At 67.5% G+C, this 16,481-nt stretch carries 16 protein-coding genes and 1 pseudogene; 5 read left to right on the forward strand and 12 right to left on the reverse strand.

The window, feature by feature from the left end:
- Positions 1 to 169 precede the first annotated feature (169 nt).
- Complete coding sequence (locus tag BM337_RS13640) at positions 170 to 721, reverse strand: cupin domain-containing protein (RefSeq protein ID WP_089817207.1); 552 nt, start codon at positions 719 to 721, stop codon at positions 170 to 172.
- Between the two features lie 104 nt (positions 722 to 825).
- Between BM337_RS13640 and BM337_RS13645 the strand changes: the two genes are divergently transcribed.
- On the forward strand, positions 826 to 2,232 hold the full coding sequence (locus BM337_RS13645; RefSeq protein ID WP_089817208.1) for a class II fumarate hydratase: 1,407 nt from the start codon (positions 826 to 828) through the stop codon (positions 2,230 to 2,232).
- Here the strand turns inward: BM337_RS13645 and BM337_RS13650 are convergent.
- The gene (locus BM337_RS13650; RefSeq protein WP_089817209.1) at positions 2,229 to 3,062 is read right to left on the reverse strand and encodes a hypothetical protein; all 834 of its coding nucleotides are present in this window, start codon (positions 3,060 to 3,062) and stop codon (positions 2,229 to 2,231) included. The two genes, BM337_RS13645 and BM337_RS13650, sit on opposite strands and share 4 nt — an antisense overlap.
- Before the next feature lie 49 nt (positions 3,063 to 3,111).
- Positions 3,112 to 3,978, reverse strand: a complete 867-nt coding sequence (locus BM337_RS13655; protein WP_089817210.1) for a hypothetical protein — start codon at positions 3,976 to 3,978, stop codon at positions 3,112 to 3,114.
- Positions 3,979 to 4,079: 101 nt separating this feature from the next.
- Here BM337_RS13655 and gatE point away from each other — a divergent pair, with 101 nt between their 5' ends.
- Entirely contained in the window at positions 4,080 to 5,948 is a 1,869-nt protein-coding gene (gene gatE / locus BM337_RS13660) for a Glu-tRNA(Gln) amidotransferase subunit GatE (protein ID WP_089817211.1), read from the forward strand.
- Between the two features lie 45 nt (positions 5,949 to 5,993).
- On the opposite strand, the gene BM337_RS13665 is transcribed toward gatE, so the two are convergent.
- Entirely contained in the window at positions 5,994 to 6,710 is a 717-nt protein-coding gene (locus tag BM337_RS13665; RefSeq protein WP_089817212.1) for an RNA methyltransferase, read from the reverse strand.
- Entirely contained in the window at positions 6,707 to 7,234 is a 528-nt protein-coding gene (locus BM337_RS13670) for a DUF8114 family protein (protein WP_089817213.1), read from the reverse strand. Before BM337_RS13670 ends, BM337_RS13665 begins: the two co-directional genes overlap by 4 nt.
- 112 nt (positions 7,235 to 7,346) lie before the next feature.
- Here BM337_RS13670 and folP point away from each other — a divergent pair.
- Together folP and BM337_RS13685 are read left to right on the forward strand one after the other, a co-directional pair.
- Positions 7,347 to 8,213 (forward strand): annotated as a pseudogene (gene folP / locus BM337_RS13675) (dihydropteroate synthase); the annotation flags it as partial.
- A gap of 366 nt (positions 8,214 to 8,579) precedes the next feature.
- On the forward strand, positions 8,580 to 9,278 hold the full coding sequence (locus tag BM337_RS13685; protein WP_089817215.1) for a 6-hydroxymethylpterin diphosphokinase MptE-like protein: 699 nt from the start codon (positions 8,580 to 8,582) through the stop codon (positions 9,276 to 9,278).
- Positions 9,279 to 9,314: 36 nt separating this feature from the next.
- Here the strand turns inward: BM337_RS13685 and BM337_RS21765 are convergent, their stop codons facing one another.
- Both BM337_RS21765 and BM337_RS13690 read right to left on the reverse strand, forming a co-directional pair.
- Positions 9,315 to 9,437 (reverse strand): hypothetical protein, encoded by a 123-nt coding sequence (locus tag BM337_RS21765; protein ID WP_281244904.1) that lies wholly within the window; start codon positions 9,435 to 9,437, stop codon positions 9,315 to 9,317.
- Positions 9,438 to 9,481: 44 nt separating this feature from the next.
- Positions 9,482 to 10,486, reverse strand: coding sequence for a TIGR04024 family LLM class F420-dependent oxidoreductase (locus BM337_RS13690; protein WP_089817216.1), 1,005 nt, complete (start codon positions 10,484 to 10,486; stop codon positions 9,482 to 9,484).
- A 206-nt stretch (positions 10,487 to 10,692) separates the two neighbouring features.
- Between BM337_RS13690 and BM337_RS13695 the strand changes: the two genes are divergently transcribed.
- Positions 10,693 to 11,709, forward strand: coding sequence for a phosphotransferase family protein (locus BM337_RS13695; protein WP_089817217.1), 1,017 nt, complete (start codon positions 10,693 to 10,695; stop codon positions 11,707 to 11,709).
- Between the two features lie 11 nt (positions 11,710 to 11,720).
- Here the strand turns inward: BM337_RS13695 and BM337_RS13700 are convergent, their stop codons facing one another.
- The 5 genes from BM337_RS13700 to BM337_RS13720 form a co-directional block, all read right to left on the reverse strand.
- Positions 11,721 to 12,644, reverse strand: a complete 924-nt coding sequence (locus BM337_RS13700) for an ATP-dependent ribose-1-phosphate kinase (RefSeq protein WP_089817218.1) — start codon at positions 12,642 to 12,644, stop codon at positions 11,721 to 11,723.
- A 117-nt stretch (positions 12,645 to 12,761) separates the two neighbouring features.
- Complete coding sequence (locus BM337_RS13705) at positions 12,762 to 13,280, reverse strand: HTH domain-containing protein (RefSeq protein WP_245778677.1); 519 nt, start codon at positions 13,278 to 13,280, stop codon at positions 12,762 to 12,764.
- 98 nt (positions 13,281 to 13,378) lie between these two features.
- Positions 13,379 to 14,446, reverse strand: a complete 1,068-nt coding sequence (locus tag BM337_RS13710) for a methionine synthase (RefSeq protein WP_089817220.1) — start codon at positions 14,444 to 14,446, stop codon at positions 13,379 to 13,381.
- Positions 14,446 to 15,441, reverse strand: coding sequence for a 5-methyltetrahydropteroyltriglutamate--homocysteine methyltransferase (locus tag BM337_RS13715; RefSeq protein ID WP_089817221.1), 996 nt, complete (start codon positions 15,439 to 15,441; stop codon positions 14,446 to 14,448). Before BM337_RS13715 ends, BM337_RS13710 begins: the two co-directional genes overlap by 1 nt.
- 63 nt (positions 15,442 to 15,504) lie before the next feature.
- On the reverse strand, positions 15,505 to 16,335 hold the full coding sequence (locus BM337_RS13720) for a CPBP family intramembrane glutamic endopeptidase (RefSeq protein WP_089817222.1): 831 nt from the start codon (positions 16,333 to 16,335) through the stop codon (positions 15,505 to 15,507).
- Positions 16,336 to 16,481: the final 146 nt, after the last annotated feature.

The raw sequence follows: 16,481 nt of genomic DNA on the forward strand, positions 1-16,481 counted from the left end.
CCCGCCTGCGTTTCGGTGAGTACTGGAGTGTGCGAACCTCTGGGAAACTCGATTCGCCGCCTGCCACTCATACTCGGCGTCCAATTCGGACGCCACTATTTCAACCCTCGAACAGCCACTGCGCTGTTCGGGGGTTTTTGTCATTTATACCACGCCACTACGGAGTGCCTTACTTCCACTCCGTACCGCACGTTTTGCACTTCGAGACCGGAGTCTCGCCGTCGTCGCCGAGCACTGCCTGCAAGTCCTGCCCGCCACACTCCGGACACCTGGGCCGGGACTCGGCCCCGCACTCGTCACAGACCAGCGCACCGCCGGTCTCGTTCCTCACCAGCCGCTGTTCGTCGTGGCCGCACTCCGGACAGGCGACCGGAATCAGTAGCTCGGTCGTGTCGCGGGGAGCACCGAGCGCGAGCACTACCGCGTCACGGTCGGCGTCGTTCTTGCCGGACTGGTGTTCGCCGGGTTCGAACCGAACTGCTTCGCCAGCGGTGACGGTGATCACTCCCTCGAGCGTTTCGACGGTGAGCGTCCCATCGAGCACCACGAATATCTCTTCCTGGTCGGCGTGCGCGTGTAGCCCCGCGAGTCTGTCACCCGGCGCAAGCCGGTAGTGGTTGATGGCAACGTCCGTCGTCCCGATAGCGTCGCCGAGCGACCGTTTTTCTGCGATGCTTCCCACGTCGGCCGGTTCGACCGGGTCGATCGCGACCGTTTTCATAGGCGATCTACGACCGCATCACGCAAAAATTTCGGTAACCAGATATCTCTCATCGGCCGCGAAACGGTGGCTTTTACGCGCATGCGAGCGACGTCTCACGTGTCATGAGCGACGAGTTCCGGACCGAACGCGACAGTCTCGGAGAGATGCAGGTGCCGGCGGACGCGTACTGGGGCGCCCAGACCCAGCGCGCCGTCGAGAACTTCCCGATCTCGAACGTCACCTTCGGGCGGCGCTTCGTGCGCGCGCTCGGTGTCGTCAAGAAGGCGGCCGCGCTGGCCAACAACGACCTCGGGACGGTCCCCGACGACAAAGCAGAGGCAATCGTCGAGGCCGCCGACGAGGTCATCGCCGGCCAGCACGACGACCAGTTCCCCGTCGACGTGTTCCAGACCGGGTCGGGCACGTCCTCGAACATGAACGCGAACGAGGTCATCGCCAACCGCGCTACCGAGATCTACGGCGGCGAAATCGGGACGCGCGAGATCCACCCCAACGACCACGTCAACTTCGGCCAGTCGAGCAACGACGTCATCCCGACCGCGATGCACGTCGCTTCCCTGGAGGCCGTCGAGAAGGACGTCCTCCCCGCGCTGGCGACGCTGCGTGACGCGCTCGAAGCGAAGGAAGAGGAGTTCGACGACGTGGTCAAGACCGGCCGCACCCACCTCCAGGACGCGACGCCGATCACGCTCGGCCAGGAGTTCTCGGGTTACCGGACCCAGATCGAGAAGGGCATCGAGCGCGTCGAGGGGACGCGTGAGCACCTCTCGGAGCTGGCCCTGGGCGGGACCGCCGTCGGGACCGGGCTGAACACCCACCCCGAGTTCCCTGCGAAGGCAGCGGAGTACATGTCGGAGGAGACCGGCGTCGAGTTCCGTGAGGCCGACAACCACTTCGAGGCCCAGGCGGCCCACGACGCGATGAACGAGGCCCACGGCGCGCTGGAGACGGTCGCGGGGAGCCTCAACAAGATCGCCAACGACCTGCGCCTGCTCGCGTCCGGCCCCCGGAACGGACTGGGCGAGATAGACCAGCCCGAGAACCAGCCCGGTTCTTCCATCATGCCCGGGAAGATCAACCCCGTCGTCGCCGAGGCGGTCAACCAGGTCCACAAGCAGGTCGTCGGCAACGACGCCGCGGTGTCTGCCGGCGCGGCCGAGGGCCAGATCGACCTCAACCTCTACAAGCCCGTCCTCGCGAGCAACTTCCTCCAGTCCGCGCGCCTGATCGCCAACGGCAGCGAGGTGTTCGCCGAGAAGTTCGTCGCCAAACTCGAGGCCGACCGCGAGCACTGCGCCGAGCGCGTCCAGCAGAGCATGGCGCTGGCCACGGCGCTCAACCCCGCCATCGGCTACGACAAGGCCAGCAAGGTCGCCAAGCAGGCCCTGGCAGAGGGCAAGACCATCCGCGAAGTCGTCCTCGAAGAGGGCTACCTCGACGAGGACGAGGTCGACGCGGTGCTGGACCCGGCGAAGATGACCGAGCGCGTCATCCTCGGCGACGACTAGGCGTCGGTCCTCGTCGACTCGTTCACGTCGTCGGTGACCCACTTCGGTTCGGTGACCGTCGCCGTCCCGACCTGTCGGTACGTGACGTTGTCGCGGACGTCGATCCGCTCGTCGTTCCGCCGGACGGTGAACGTGACGTTCAGGCTCCGGACGAACCCGTCCGAACGCACGACGGCACGCGCGCGATAGGAGTCGAGGGCACCGTACCGCGGCAACGTCGGGCGCGTGCCGACGACTTCGTAGTGCGTACCCTCACCGACGTCGATGCGTGAGACGGTCTCGTTTTCGAGACGGAGATATCGACGTATCGCGACGGTCACGAGGTCGGCTTCGGCGGGGCGCCCGCCCGCGGATGCGTTTTTGCGGACGACCCGGCCGTCGTCGGTTCGCCAGGTTCGATAAGCGACGTCGCCGTCGACGTAGTTCTCGTGGTTGTCGAGGCTCTGGATGCGGCCGTCGATCACCGTCTCGTACGGGTCGGCCGCCAGGTGGTACCTGGACGCGTTCTCGTACGTGAGCCGTCGGGCCACGGCGCTCTCTGCCGTCGTGTTTCCGAACTGGTGGACGACGGATCTCGTCCCATCCATTCGGTAGCTCGTCCCGTCAGTGATCTCGGCGTGAGACCGCGCGAGAGAACCGGCGTCGGTGACGCCCGACGCGTCCAGTCCGGGGGCGAGGGATCCGCCCGGTTCCTCGGGGCTCGGCGAGGGCGTCGGTACCGGTGCCGGCGTTACGGTCGTCGTCTCCGTGGAGCTGTCGGTCAGCGACCCGCAACCGGCGGTGACCGCGAGGACGACCAGACCGACTGTACCGAAGAACCGCCAGCCCATTACCTGTGTACTGGCGGGTCCTGGAGCAATAAATGCTGGAGTCGGGCTTTTACTCACCGTCGTCGTCGACCCGCAGGTGGGACAGCCGTCGTTCGCTCTCGGTCGCCGCCTGGGGCCACTGCTCGTCGACCCAGCCGGGTCGGTCGACCGAAACGTCGTCGCGCCGTTCGTACCGGAAGGAGTACTCGACGGTGACGACTCGATCGGGCCGGTCGACGACGTACGAGACGTTCATCGCCCTGACGAAACCCTCGGGTGAGACCAGCGCGGTGGCCGAGAAGTTCCGGCCCCTCGTGAATCCCGGGACCATCTCGCGCTCGGAGTGGACGCGGTAGTACGGCTCCCCGTCGACGCGGGCCTCGGCGACGGTGGCGTTCGGGACTGCCAGGTACCGCCGGATGGGCCCGGCCATCTCGCTCTCGTATCGGACACTCGCCGCTTCGGCCGGCTGTCGCGCGTAGGTAAACTCTTGCTGTGAGAACGGGACGAATCGTCGATAGACCGTCTCTCCGTCGGCGAACTCGCTGACGTCGTTGAGCAGTCGTTCGTCGCCGCGCTGGGCGAGATCGCGTCGATTCGTGTAGAACAGGTAGCGTCGTTCGCTCTCGACGCTGAGGTTCTGCCGGACGACGTGTTCCTGGCCGGAGACGTTCGGGAGTGGGTCCGTCCGGCGGACCGAGCGCCAGACGTAGCGCTCGCCCTCGATGGCGTTCGTGTGGGCCTCGGCCAGGCGGTTGACGTCCCGGACGCCGCCGCCGAATAGCCCCGGGGCGACACCCGTGGGTGTCGGTTCCTCCGTCGGAACGCCGGTGACTGGCACGGGCGTCACGGCCTCCGTCGATTCGCTCGCGGTCGTGAACGTCCCACAGCCGGCAGTGACTGCGAGGACGAGGACGGCGAGCAGCCCCCAGCGCATAGCCGAGCATTCGGGGCCGGGCGCAAAAAGGTGGGTCCCGACGGGAGGCCGCTACCGGGAACTGGACGGTTTTTTACCGTCGGAGGGCCGAGTGACGCGTAATGACGGAGTACGATTACGAGGATCTCGGCCTCGTGGCCGGCCTGGAGATCCACCAGCAGCTCGACACGGACACCAAACTCTTCTGTGAGTGTCCGACCGATATTCGTGACCCCGGAGAGGCGACGCGCACGTTTACCCGCTACCTCCACCCGACGAAGAGCGAACTGGGAGAGATAGACCAGGCCGCCCTCGAGGAGAGCATGGTCGACCGCGAGTTCGAGTACCTGGGCTACGACTCGACCTGCCTCGTCGAGGAGGACGACGAGCCGCCCCACCGGGTCGACCGCGAGGCGATGGACGTCGTCATGGAGATCGCCCAGCTGCTGGACATGACGCTGGTCGACGTCGTCCACGTGATGCGAAAGATCGTCGTCGACGGCTCGAACACCACCGGATTCCAGCGCTCGATGCTCGTCGCCAACGAAGGCGAGATCGAGACGAGCGAGGGCCCGGTCGGCGTCGAGGACATGATGCTCGAAGAGGAGTCCGCCCAGCGCGTCGAAGAGACCGAGGACGGCGTCCGCTACTCGCTGGACCGGCTGGGCATCCCGCTCGTCGAAATCGGGACCAAACCCGACATCCGCTCACCCGAACAGGCCCGCGAGGCAGCCGAACAGATCGGCATGCTCCTGCGCTCGACCGGCCACGTCAAGCGCGGCCTGGGGACCATCCGCCAGGACGTCAACGTCTCCATCGCCGAGGGCGCCCGCATCGAACTGAAGGGCGTCCAGAGCCTCGACGACATCGACGACATCGTCCGCAACGAGGTCCGCCGACAGGTCGAACTGCTGGATATCAAATCGGAACTCGCCGAGCGCGAAGCGAGCGTCGACGAACCCCAGAACGTCACCGACGTTTTCGAGGGCACGGACTCCGGCGTCATCGGCGGCGCGCTCTCCTCCGGCGGCGAGGTCGAGGCCGTCCGCCTCGAAGGGTTCGACGGCCTCGTCGGCCGGGAGATTCAGCCAGACCGCCGCCTCGGGACGGAGTTCTCCGACCACGCGAAGCGCCACGGCGCCGGCGGCATCTTCCACACCGACGAACTGCCGGCCTACGGCGTCACCGAGGACGAGGTCGCCGACCTGCGCGACGCCGTCGACGCCGACTCCGAGGACGCCGTCGCCATCGTCGCCGACGACCCCCAGACCGCCGAGCAGGCCATCGACGCCGTCGCCGACCGGGCGAGGACGGCGATGGAGGGCGTCCCGGAGGAGACCCGCGGCGCGAACGACGACGCCACCTCCCGCTATCTCCGACCGCTCCCTGGCGCAGCGCGGATGTACCCCGAGACGGACGTGCCACCCGTGCGCCCGGACCCGACGGAGGTCGAACCGCCGGAACTCCTGACCGAAAAGACCGAGCGCTACCAGGCCGAGTTCGACCTCGGTGAGGGCCTGGCCGAACAGGTCGCCTACGGCCAGCGCTGGCGCCTCTTCGAGGAACTCGTCGGCCAGGGGGTCGACCCGAACCTCGCCGCAGGAACCCTGGAGTCGACGCTTACCGAACTCCGGCGCGACGACGTCCCCGTCGCACACCTCACCGACGAGCACCTCCGCGAGACCATCCTGCTCGTGCACGAAGGGGAGGTCCCGCGCGAGGGCGTCAACGACTTGCTCACCGCGCTGGCCGAGGACCCGACGCTCACCGCCGAGGAAGCGGTCGAACAGGAGGGCCTCGGCGGCGTCGACGAGAGTGAGGTCCGCGAGGCCGTCGCCGAGGTCGTCGAGCGTAACGCCGACCAGGTCGCCGAGGAGGGCATGGGCGCCTTCTCCGGGCTGATGGGCGAGGCGATGGGCGCGCTTCGCGGGAAGGCCGACGGCGACACGGTCAGCGACGTGCTGCGAGAAGAGATCCAGAAGCGAGCCTGATCCCGCACGCTGCAGCCTGTTCCGTTACGCAATCGCCGCTGGCTGTTACTCCAGCTTGTTCGTCGCCCGTCGCAGAATCCCGCGGAGCGTGACGGTCTCTCGTCCGGTCGGGTGCGCGCGCCCCATCACCCGGCGAAAGAGCCGGCCGGCCTTGGCGTGTTTCTCCTCTGGGTGGCCCGCCGCGGCGACGAATTGGTCGAACTGGTCGTACAGGCCCTCGATCTCCCGCTCGCTCGCGCGTTCGTGGACGGTTTCGGGGAGCTGGGTCTCCGCGACGGTCAACTCACGGAGTTCGTACAGCACGATGGTCGCGGCCTGGCCCAGGTTGAGCACGGGGTAGGCGGCGCTGGCGGGGATCGAACAGATCTCGTCGAGGCGGGCGAGTTCGTCGTTGGTCAGGCCGACGCGCTCGCGGCCGAACACGACGACGGTGTCCCCCTGGACGCCGGCGAGACTGTCGGCGAGTTCGGCGGGCGTCCGGAACGGGTAGCGGACGTGGCTGTCCTCGTCCTCGTTGGTGACGGCGGTGCAGCCGACGGTGTGGTAGTTCTCGACGAGGTGGTCGAAGGTGACCTCGCGGGCGTTCGGGAGGATATCTTCGCGGGCCTGCCCGGCGAAGCCGTAGGCCTCCCCGTCGGGGTCGAGTTCCGGCGGGTCGACGAGGAGCAGGTCGGAGAGCCCGAAGTTCTTCATCGCTCGTGCGATGGTGCCGACGTTTCCCGGCGTCTTCGCGTCGACGACGGCGACGCTGACGTCGGTCATACGTCCAGATCGTCGAGGTTCACGTCGAGCGCTTCCAGGTCCTCGTCGTCCATCTCGCGGAGTTCCTGTTCGAGGCCGGGGAGCTCGTCGTGCAGGTCGCCGGCGTCGGGGACCTCGTCGGGCGATTCGTCGACGTGGTCGAGTGGCGGGAACGCGTCGGGGGCGCGCCCGCCGTCCATGAACCACTCGTGGAAGGCGTCGCCCAGTTCGGGGTGGCCGACCAGGTCCTCGTCGGCCTCGTTCCGGAACCAGTAGACGAAGTCTCGCTCGTGGTCGCTGCAGAGGACGACCTCGCCCCGGGGTTCGCCGTAGATGACCTCAGCCGGATTGCACTCCTCGGCGTTCTCCTCGCCGTGGATCAGCCAGCAGGCGTCACAAGGGTCGCCGACGCGTTCGGTGAGTCGGAGGATGCGGTCGCGCGCGTCGCGGTCCATCGTTCCGAGCGGGCGGAGCTGGCCCTCGTCGTCGAAGACCACGTCCTCGTCGAAGCGCCAGCCACGGAGTCCGATGTTGACCTTGCCCATGGCCGAGGGTAGGATAGAACCGGATAAAAGCGCGATGATGCGCCTCCAGCGTGTCGTCGGATTCCCCGGCGATATCCGGTGGCTTAACAGGTCCCAGGCCGAGTGGCGAGTCATGAACGCCGTCGACGCGGCCGGGCTGGGGATCGGAGACGACTATCCGACGCGGATCATGGGTGTCCTCAACGTCAGCCGGGAGTCGCCGTACGACCCGAGCGTCTTCGACGACTCCGGCGAGGCCGCCGCGTACGTGGACGAGGAACTGATCGGCGAGGGCGCCGACATCGTCGACGTCGGGCTCGAATCCGCCAACAAGCGCTTCGACGTCCTCTCGGCAGAGCAGGAACTCGACCGGCTGGACACCGCCGTCGAAGCCGTGGAGTCGGTGAGCGGGGACGCCGTCTTCTCCATCGAGACGCGCTACGCCGAGGTCGCCGAGGCGGCCATCGACCGCGGCTTCGACATGGTCAACGACATCTGCGGCTTCGCCGACCCCGAGATGCCCGACGTCTGTCGCGAGTACGACGTCGCCGTGGCGAAGATGGCCAGCCCGCCGAATCTGGAGCGCCCTGGCGCAGTCGAGGAGACGCCGTGGCCAGAGCGACGGTCGCAGGCGTGGGCCGACGAGGCCGACTACGTCGACCAGGTGTACGCCGCGCTCGAACAGAACGGCCTCACCGACAAGACCATCGTCGACCCGGCCTTCGGCGGCTGGTCCGAGGCCAAGACGCTCGAGGACGACCGGGAGACGTTCCGCCGTCTGTCGGCGTTTCGCGAACTCGGGCAGCCGATGCTCGTCTCGATCAACCGCAAGAACTTCCTCCGCGACCTGGCGGGCCGTACCACCGAGGAGGCCTTGCCGGTGTCGCTGGCCGCCACGTCGATGGCCATCGACCGCGGCGCCCACGTCGTCCGGACCCACGACGTGGCCGAGACGGTGGACGCCGCCCGCGTCGGTGACGCGTTCGCCTCCAACCGGTCGTGAACGCTCGAACCGACTACGACACCCGCTCGGGCGAGCAGCACCGGCCCGTCCAGGGAGCATCGACGATCGCCGCCTCGTCCGTCGGTCTGGCGTCCCGAGGGCAGCCGACGGACGTCAGACAGACGTTACAGATATCTGATTTATATTTCGAGATGGGCGTCCTCGAACCCGGTGCGACCCGCAGGCTTCGTTCCGCTGGCGTCTCCGATCTGATACTCGGGCGGTGTGAGTAAGAGAAAGCTTATACCGGATGCCCCGAAAAGAAGCGATGAAGGCCGAAAGGGCAACCGGGTAGGGGTACACGGTTATGCCATTTCGGCTCAAACTTCGCTTTATCGTGGCCCGAACCGTCCAGTGACTGCTATGGAGTTCGACGAGTGGGAACCCGTCTACGAGGCCGTCCTCGCTGACTTCGGCTACGACCGGACGGGCGACGAGCGGGCTCGCGACGTCCTCGCAGAGCTACTGCCGCCGGATTTCGAGGCAGCCCTCCCGACGTTCGGTAGTGACTCCGAGACGGTCGCAGTCGCTGGGGCCGGGCCGTCGCTCGAAGCCGACCTCGCACTCGTCGACGGTGCCGACGCGGTGTTCGCCGCCTCGACGGCCGCGGACCGCCTGCTCGACCGTGGAATCGCCGTCGACTGCGTCGTCACCGACCTGGACAAACATCCGGAGACTATCGAAGCGGTGACCAACGGCGGGACGCCAGCAGCTGTCCACGCCCACGGTGACAACGTCGATCTGATCCGCGAGCACGTCCCCGAGTGCGACGCCGACCGATTGATACCGACCACCCAGGCGGCGCCCGTCGGCCCCGTCCGGAACTTCGGCGGGTTCACCGACGGCGACCGCGCGGCGTTCCTGGCAGACCACATCGGCGCTGACTCGCTCGTCTTTCCCGGGTGGGACTTCGACGACCCGAGCGTCGATTCGGAGAAAGCGCGGAAACTACGCTGGGCCGAACGACTGCTCTACTGGCTCGAACACCGTCGTGGAGAGCAATTTGCCGTCCTCGACGGCCGTCGGTCTGACGTCGACGTGACCGGGCTCCCGATCGAGTGAACGGACGAGAGGGGCGCGGCCGTTCGAACACGGTGACTACCAGAGGAGTCCCTGGTCCCGGACGTGGTGTTCGAGCGAGTCGTCGTCCTCGAACTCCCGGCCGCAGACCTTGCACCGAACCGGCCCGACCGCGTTCCCGTCGTCCGCCGGATCTGTCATGCGATAGCGTACGCGTCAGAACGACAAGAAGATTCGCCGGTCAGTCACTGGGGCGCGAGTTCGGCCATCGTCGCGTCGACGTCGTCGGGCTCGGCGGCCCGCGGGAACGATACGGAGAGTGCATCGACGCCGTCGATTTCCGCAAATCGCTCGATCCGGTCACGACACGCCTCGGGCGTCCCGGCGACGGCGAGTTCGTCGAGCAGGTCGTCGTCGATGGCGGCCGTCGCGGCGTCGTGGTCGCCGTTGGCCCACCGTTCGGCGACGGTGTGGGCGGTCTCTTCGTAGCCCTGCCGGGCCAGCGAGTCCCTGTAGAACGTCCCCATCCCGCCGACGTAGAAGGCGACGTGCTGTCTGACGAGGTCGCGGGCTCGCTCGCCGTCCGGGAGCACACAGCAGGGAACCGAGAGCGTGACGCGCTGTTCGGACCGGTCGCGGTCGCCCAGTTCGGCGCCGCGGTCGAAGTCCGCCAGCCGGTCCCGCAGGCCGTCGCGGGTGAGCATGAGCGCGTGCCAGCCGTCGGCGAACCGGCCGGCGAGTTCCACCGACTTCGGCCCCAGCCCGCCGGCGTCGACGCCGGGCCTGGGCTCGGGCGGTTCGTGGCGCAGTCTGAACCCCGAGAGCTGGAAGATATCGCCGTCGTAGTTCAGCTGGTCACCGCGGAGAACGGTCTTGACTATCTCGACGGCCTCCCGGGTGCGTTTGAGCGGCTGTTCGAAGTCGACGCCGTGCCACCCCTCGACGACGATGGGGCCGGAGGGGCCGAGGCCGATGCGGAACCGGCCGTCCGACACCTCCTGGAGCGTCGCGGCGGTCTGGCCAAGCAGCGCGGGCGACCGGGAGTAGACGTTCGCGATGGAGATGCCGAGACCGATCGATTCTGTGCGTTCGGCGACACTCGTCAACGTGGTCACCGCGTCCCGGCCCCAGGTCTCGGGGAGCCAGGCCCGCTCGTAGCCCAGCCCCTCGGCGCGGCGGGTCAACTCGACCAGCGTGTCGACGCTGGGCTGTGCGGCAACGGGGAGATAGACGTCGCGTGGAACGGTCATCGTGAGTGGTCCTCGCCCCTACAAACGAGCCCGGGGTTGTTAGTTTCGTGGGTGGCGCGACCTCGGTCTCCCCGTCTCGAAGCGCACGTCGCTGGGCCGAAAGGCCCGTTCGTGTAATCGAAAATTACAGTCTCACGGCCCGTCGCGTCCGGTACCGGACAACGGGAACTGACAACTTTTTCCCCTCCCCCCGATTAGCGTCTCCTGTGTCGTCGCCAGTAGCGGATCTGGAGGCCGTGCTCGCGGAGTCAGGCCCCGATTACACGGACTTCACGTTCGAGCGGCCGACCGGTGGCCACCAGAGTGACGTCTTCATGGTGACGCTCGAGTACGCCGGCGAGGAGTACGAGGTCGTCGTGAAGTTCGAACCCCCGGAGATGGCTTCCTTCGCCGTCGAGCCGAAGATTCACGACTTCGTCGCCGAGCGCAGCGACGTCCCCGTCCCGGAGATCCTCGTCTTCGAGCAAGAGCCCGTCAACGACGTGCCGCCCTACTTCATCACCACCCGACTGGAGGGTCAGAACCTCGCGGAGGGGTTCGGCGACCTCTCGATGGACGTCCGCCAGCGGGCCGTCGCCCAGGTGGGGCGGATGCTCGGTGACCTCCACTCCGAGATCGCCTTCGAGGCCTTCGGCTGGCTCGACCTCTGGCAGGAACGGATCATCGTCCGCGACCTCACCGGGAGCTGGCGGGAGTACTTCGAACAGCTGATCGGGGGTCACGTCGACGCGCTGGCCGAGACGCCCTTCGCCGACGTGGCCGAGCGAGCGCGGGAGCGCATCGAACCGGCGCTCGCGCTGGTCCCCGAAGACGGCGTCCCGCGGCTCGTCCACGACGACTTCCGGCCAGCGAACCTGCTGTTCGATGCCAGTCTCGAGGAACCGATCACGGCCGTGCTCGACTGGCAGGACGTGCTGGCCGCCCACCCGGAGTACCACCTCGCCCAGACGGAGTTCCTCTTCATCGATTCGGCCTTCCAGGACCCGGCTATCCGCGACCGCCTCCGCGAGACGCTCCACGACGGCTATCGCGAGGAACGGGCGTTCGCCTTCGACGACGGGTACGAGGAGCGCCGACCACTGTACCAGCTTTCGACGCTACTCTGGCGGATGGGTGGGTTCGAGGACGCCTTCGCCGACGATTCCGGACTCGCCCGGGCTCGCGCCGAGGCCCAGTACCGCCAGCAGTTCGAGCGGCTCGTCGAGTCGCTCCCCCGGCCCTGACCTTCCTCGCTCTAGTCCTCCGATCCGGCCGAACCGACCCCACTTGCGGCCGACGGGTCGGTCGAGTCGGTCTGTTCTCCGTCGAGTAGCGCCTCGACCGCCTCGCGGTCGACCTGCAGACGCGCACCGGTCCGGGCCGCCGCGAGGGCGCCACAGGCGTTCCCGATCGACAGCGCACGTTCGTCGCTTCCCTCGAACCGGCCGGCGATGAACCCGGCCGCGAAGGCGTCGCCGGCGCCGGTGGTGTCCACGGGGTCGACGGGGTAGCCCGGGTGAGTCACGGTCTTTCCCCCGGTCCGGAGTTCAGCGCCGCCGGCGCCGCGCTTGACGACGACGGCAGCGACGTCGCCGAGCAGGTCCTCGCTCGCGGCAACGCGCCCCTCGCGCTCGTTCAGGAACACGACGTCGACGATGGCGAGCGTCTCCTCGTAGGTCCGGTCCCCCAGCCGACGCCCGGGGTCGAAACTGACGGGCGTCCCGACGTCGTTCGCCAGCCGAGCGAACGCGGCGGCCGTGTCCGGGTCCTGCCCTGTGAGGTGGAGGTGGTCGGCCTCGGCGAGCGAACTATCGGGCAAGTCGCCAGGGCCGAAGCTCTCGTTGGCGCCGTCGTTCCCGAACACCATCACCTCGCCGTCGTCTGCGACGACGAGGTACTTCACCGACGTGGCGGCGTCGGGCGCTTCCACGAGCGTCGTGTCGACGCCGACCGCTTCAAGTTCTTCGCGCGCCGACCGGCCGTGCTCGTCGTCGCCGACGCTCCCCAGCAGGTGTGTCGAGACACCGAGGCCGGCGAGGACGACGGCGACGTTCGACGCGCTGCCGCCACCCGACTGTCGCTGCTCGGAGATAGTCGCTTCGCCGTCGACGGGCGGCAGGTCGTCGACCCGGAGGGTGACGTCCCAGTTGACGTGGCCCGCGCAGATGACCCGCGGCATTGTCCAACGGTCGGCCGCCCTCCGGTAAATAGTTCCGGGCGGCGTCGCCTCGATTCCGCCGTGCAGCGAGCCGACGGCGGAGTGGCTCCGGAAAACGAGTCGTCGGGACTGAGCGATTCAGGCCTGCAGTCCAGTGTCGAGGTGAGGCCCCGCCCGGTCGACGGTGACGGCGTCGAACTGGTCGAGCCAGTCGGCGTCGTCGCGCTCGAAGGCGTCCAGGCAGTCGCGGACGGTGTAGGCCCGGTCGCGGTCCGAACACGGAAAGACGGCCTGTAGTCGCGCGTCCTCGTAGACGGCCAGCGAGACGACGGGGAACACGACGACGTCGTCGACCTGGTCGAGGCCCAGGTACGAACGAGTCCGTCGTTCGAACGCCGGCCCCAGCGAGTGACCGTTCCGGTTGGCCCACTCGGCGAACTCGAGATACGTCTCGATCGCTCCGTCCCTGGTGTCCTCGTTCAACGTCCGGATCCGCTGCCACTCGCCGGCCACCGCGGCCTCGTCGAGGACGCCCTCGGTCTCCAGCGCGCGGACGCGATTCAGCACGTCCTGCTGGGCGTCGAACGTCCCGTAGGTGTCTCCGCGGAGATAGAGTTCGGCCCGGCTCTGGGTAGCTTGCGCTGGCATGGTTCTCATCGGTAGCAAGACGTGACGTACTATTAATACTTTCTACCACCGCGAAAACGGCGCGAAGTCCGGCGGTTTCGACCGCCGACCGATCGGCTTCGGGTCGCTCAGTCGGCGCTGGCTTCCGGACCGGCGACGACGTCGATCTCGCCGGCGTCGAGTTCTTCCTCGACCTCGCGGGCGGCCTGCACCATGTTCGCCATCTTGCCGTAGGCGACCTCCCGGGGGAGCAGCTTCACGCCACAGTCCGGCGAGACGGTGAGTCGCTCCGGCGGGACGACCTCCAGGCCCTTCTTGATGTTCTCCTTGATCTCCTCGACCGATTCGACTTCAGCGACGTGGACGTCCGTGACGCCCATCGCGAAGTCCTTCGTGAACTCGTGGGCCTTGAACACGTCGAGCTGTTCGTAGTCGCCGTTGGCGAGTTCGAGGTCGAACTCGTGGACGGGGTACTCCAGGATCTCCGGGTAGATGCGGGAGTAATCGCCGTAACAGACGTGGAGTCCCAGGCGGACGTCGTCTGGGACCTCGTCGGCGATGCGTTCGAGACACTCACCGACGATGGCGTGGTCGTCCGGCGTGGTCGCGAGGGCCGGCTCGTCGATCTGGATGTAGCGCGCGCCGGCCTCGACGAGCGCTTCTATCTCCTCGTTGACCAGGTCGGCCAGGTCGTAGGCCAGCGCTTCCTCGTCCTCGTAGACCTCGTTGAACGCCCAGTTGGCAAGCGTGTAGGGGCCCGTGATGGGGACCTTGACGGGCCGGCTCGCGACGGAACTCGTGAACTCGTACTCGCTGACGAGCCACTCCTCGTCGTACTCGACCTCGTCGGTGACGCTGGGCTTGTCGTAGTAGTTGTGGCCCCACACCTTCACGCGGCCGTTGAACTCGTAGCCGTCGATGCGCTCGGCGAAGTACTCGACCATCTCGTTGCGGCGCATCTCGCCGTCGACGACGACGTCGAGGCCCGAGCGCTCGTGCTCTTCGGTGATGAGCCGCGAGGCGTCGTCCTTGGCTTCCTCCCACTCGTCACTCCCGAAGTCGGCGTCCTCGTCCTCGAACAGCTCGCGGGCGCGGTCGTGCCACTTGGGCTTGGGGTAGGAGCCGACGACGGTCGTCAGCAGGAAGTGGTCGTTCGGGTGGTCCTCCGGTCGGAATTGCTCTCGTGGTCCAGTCATCAGGCTTGCACCTCCTCGAGTTCCGCGGCGTCTGCGAGGGCAGACAGCTTGGCTTCGAACTTGTTCACCGGCAGGTAGAACAGCTCCGTGTTCGCCGTCGCGTAGACGGTGTCGTAGTCGCCGGCCGTCTGGTCCGCGAACCAGTCGATGCGCTCACGGATAGTCTCGGGCGTCTCGACGAGCGTGTTCTGCCCGTCGACGAGGCCGAGCGCGACCGATTCCTTGGTGCCGTACTCCTGGACGTTGTAGACGGTCTGCTCGTGGTCGGCGATCAGGTCGAAGCCGATGGCGTCGACGTCGGCGTCCATGAGGTGGGCGTACACCTTCTCCTCGATGGCGCCCCAGTAGGTGTGGGCGACGACGTCGGCGTCGACTGCGTTCGCGACCCGGTCGATGGCCTCGCTGGCCCGCTCGTCTGCGCCGTCGCCGGGCGCGTTCTCGACGAGCGAGGGTTCGAGCAGGAACAGCGTCTCGACGTCGGGGAACTGCCTGGCCTCGTCGGCCAGGAACTCCGCGACGGCGTCGAGGAACGCGGCCTCGTCGCCGTAGTGCTCGTCGGTCGCCAGGTCGGCCAGCGAGTACGGGCCCGGGAGGACGGCCTGAAGTCCCGAATCGACGTGTTCCGCGGCGGCGTCGAGTTCGGCAGCGACGTCACCGGTCGCTTCGAGGTCGCCGGTGACGACCGGCTCCCTGTAGAAGTTGTTGTTGTCGTAGTAGCGGACGATGCCGCGGGTGTCGACGGAGTCGGCGACGGCCAGCGGGTGGGCGATCATGTCGTCCCAGCGGAGCTGGCCCTCGACGACGCGGTCGAGGCCGGCGTCGGTCTGTACGTCGAGGACCTCACGGCGAGCGCGGTCGTACGCGTCCGCTACCTCGGCGGACTCGTCGCCGCTGATGAGGTCGGTCTTCTGGTGTCCTTTCAGGTCGGACAGTTCGTCCTTCGCCCAGTCGGGTAACGGGAACAGGCCGGGCGTCGTGGAGACTACCTGCGTCATTGGATAGCGATACGAAATGACGGGCTTTAATATTTGCCATTCGATCTGATGCGCGGCAGTTATTCACGTCGTTCCGAGCGGCCACCGTAACGGCCGCGATGGGCGCCACGCGACGACGACGACGGCGGTGACGACCAACTGCCCGACGACGAACGCGAGCGATCCCGGGTCCGTCTCCAGTACGGGGATCAGCCACGTCGTCCAGTTGAACGACGTGTGCACGAGCAGCATCGCGAGGAGGCTCCCGCCGGTCCGGTCGTAGAGCCAGGTCATCACGACGGTCAGCATGACGATGGACGCGACGAACCCCCAGACCGGTTTCTGGTAGTAGATCGTCATACCGGGGACGTAGAACAGCGGCAGGTGCCAGCACCCCCAGAGGAGGCCGAGGACGACGCTCCCGCCGACGGCGCCGAACCGGTCGACCAGCGGGTCGAGCGCGTACCCTCGCCACCCCAGCTCCTCCTGGAGGGGGCCACCGAGGAAGAGGATGTACGCGAAGGCGATCGGGACGGCCAGGGTTTGTCCGGCCCAGGGCGGGGTCGGGAGATCGCCACCCGAGAATCTGGCGACCAGCGCCGCGACGAGCGCGAGGGCGGGAAATAGTCCGAGGATCGCCAGCCAGAGCCACCGGGGGAAGCCGACGTCGACCGCTCGCCGACCCAGTTCGACCAGCCCGGAGCGCCCGCGTCGCCAGCCGATCACGACCACGCCGGCTATCGACGGACCGAACGCACCGAGCGCGGGCAGGGTCGGAAAACGCCGGAGGTACCCGGTCGCGACCAGCGCCTCGGGTCCCCAGAACGCCCACGACCAGCCGAAGGCGAGCAACAGGAAGACGCCGAACGTCACGCGAGTGGAGCCGCCTCCGTCGGTCATCAGTCCGTCGGGCATCACCCGGAACGTCGCAGGGAACTGTCATCAAATCGCGGGTCGAACGCGGCGCGATGGCTGCCGACCCTCATAGTGGTGATTGTAACTATCTTCAGGAGGCAGATACTACCAGCGGTGACCGGAGCTGAACCGGCCGGTTGCGAAGA

Source organism: Halomicrobium zhouii, from assembly GCF_900114435.1.
In the GTDB taxonomy this organism is placed as follows: Archaea; Halobacteriota; Halobacteria; order Halobacteriales; family Haloarculaceae; genus Halomicrobium; species Halomicrobium zhouii.

What these genes read in the sequence shown, in the direction of transcription:
- BM337_RS13640 (WP_089817207.1), bottom strand. Translation starts at nt 721, where the DNA reads ATGAAAACGGTCGCGATCGACCCGGTCGAACCGGCCGACGTGGGAAGC.
- BM337_RS13645 (WP_089817208.1), top strand. Translation starts at nt 826, where the DNA reads ATGAGCGACGAGTTCCGGACCGAACGCGACAGTCTCGGAGAGATGCAG.
- BM337_RS13650 (WP_089817209.1), bottom strand. Translation starts at nt 3,062, where the DNA reads ATGGGCTGGCGGTTCTTCGGTACAGTCGGTCTGGTCGTCCTCGCGGTC.
- BM337_RS13655 (WP_089817210.1), bottom strand. Translation starts at nt 3,978, where the DNA reads ATGCGCTGGGGGCTGCTCGCCGTCCTCGTCCTCGCAGTCACTGCCGGC.
- gatE (WP_089817211.1), top strand. Translation starts at nt 4,080, where the DNA reads ATGACGGAGTACGATTACGAGGATCTCGGCCTCGTGGCCGGCCTGGAG.
- BM337_RS13665 (WP_089817212.1), bottom strand. Translation starts at nt 6,710, where the DNA reads ATGACCGACGTCAGCGTCGCCGTCGTCGACGCGAAGACGCCGGGAAAC.
- BM337_RS13670 (WP_089817213.1), bottom strand. Translation starts at nt 7,234, where the DNA reads ATGGGCAAGGTCAACATCGGACTCCGTGGCTGGCGCTTCGACGAGGAC.
- BM337_RS13685 (WP_089817215.1), top strand. Translation starts at nt 8,580, where the DNA reads ATGGAGTTCGACGAGTGGGAACCCGTCTACGAGGCCGTCCTCGCTGAC.
- BM337_RS21765 (WP_281244904.1), bottom strand. Translation starts at nt 9,437, where the DNA reads ATGACAGATCCGGCGGACGACGGGAACGCGGTCGGGCCGGTTCGGTGC.
- BM337_RS13690 (WP_089817216.1), bottom strand. Translation starts at nt 10,486, where the DNA reads ATGACCGTTCCACGCGACGTCTATCTCCCCGTTGCCGCACAGCCCAGC.
- BM337_RS13700 (WP_089817218.1), bottom strand. Translation starts at nt 12,644, where the DNA reads ATGCCGCGGGTCATCTGCGCGGGCCACGTCAACTGGGACGTCACCCTC.
- BM337_RS13705 (WP_245778677.1), bottom strand. Translation starts at nt 13,280, where the DNA reads ATGAGAACCATGCCAGCGCAAGCTACCCAGAGCCGGGCCGAACTCTAT.
- BM337_RS13710 (WP_089817220.1), bottom strand. Translation starts at nt 14,446, where the DNA reads ATGACTGGACCACGAGAGCAATTCCGACCGGAGGACCACCCGAACGAC.
- BM337_RS13715 (WP_089817221.1), bottom strand. Translation starts at nt 15,441, where the DNA reads ATGACGCAGGTAGTCTCCACGACGCCCGGCCTGTTCCCGTTACCCGAC.
- BM337_RS13720 (WP_089817222.1), bottom strand. Translation starts at nt 16,335, where the DNA reads ATGCCCGACGGACTGATGACCGACGGAGGCGGCTCCACTCGCGTGACG.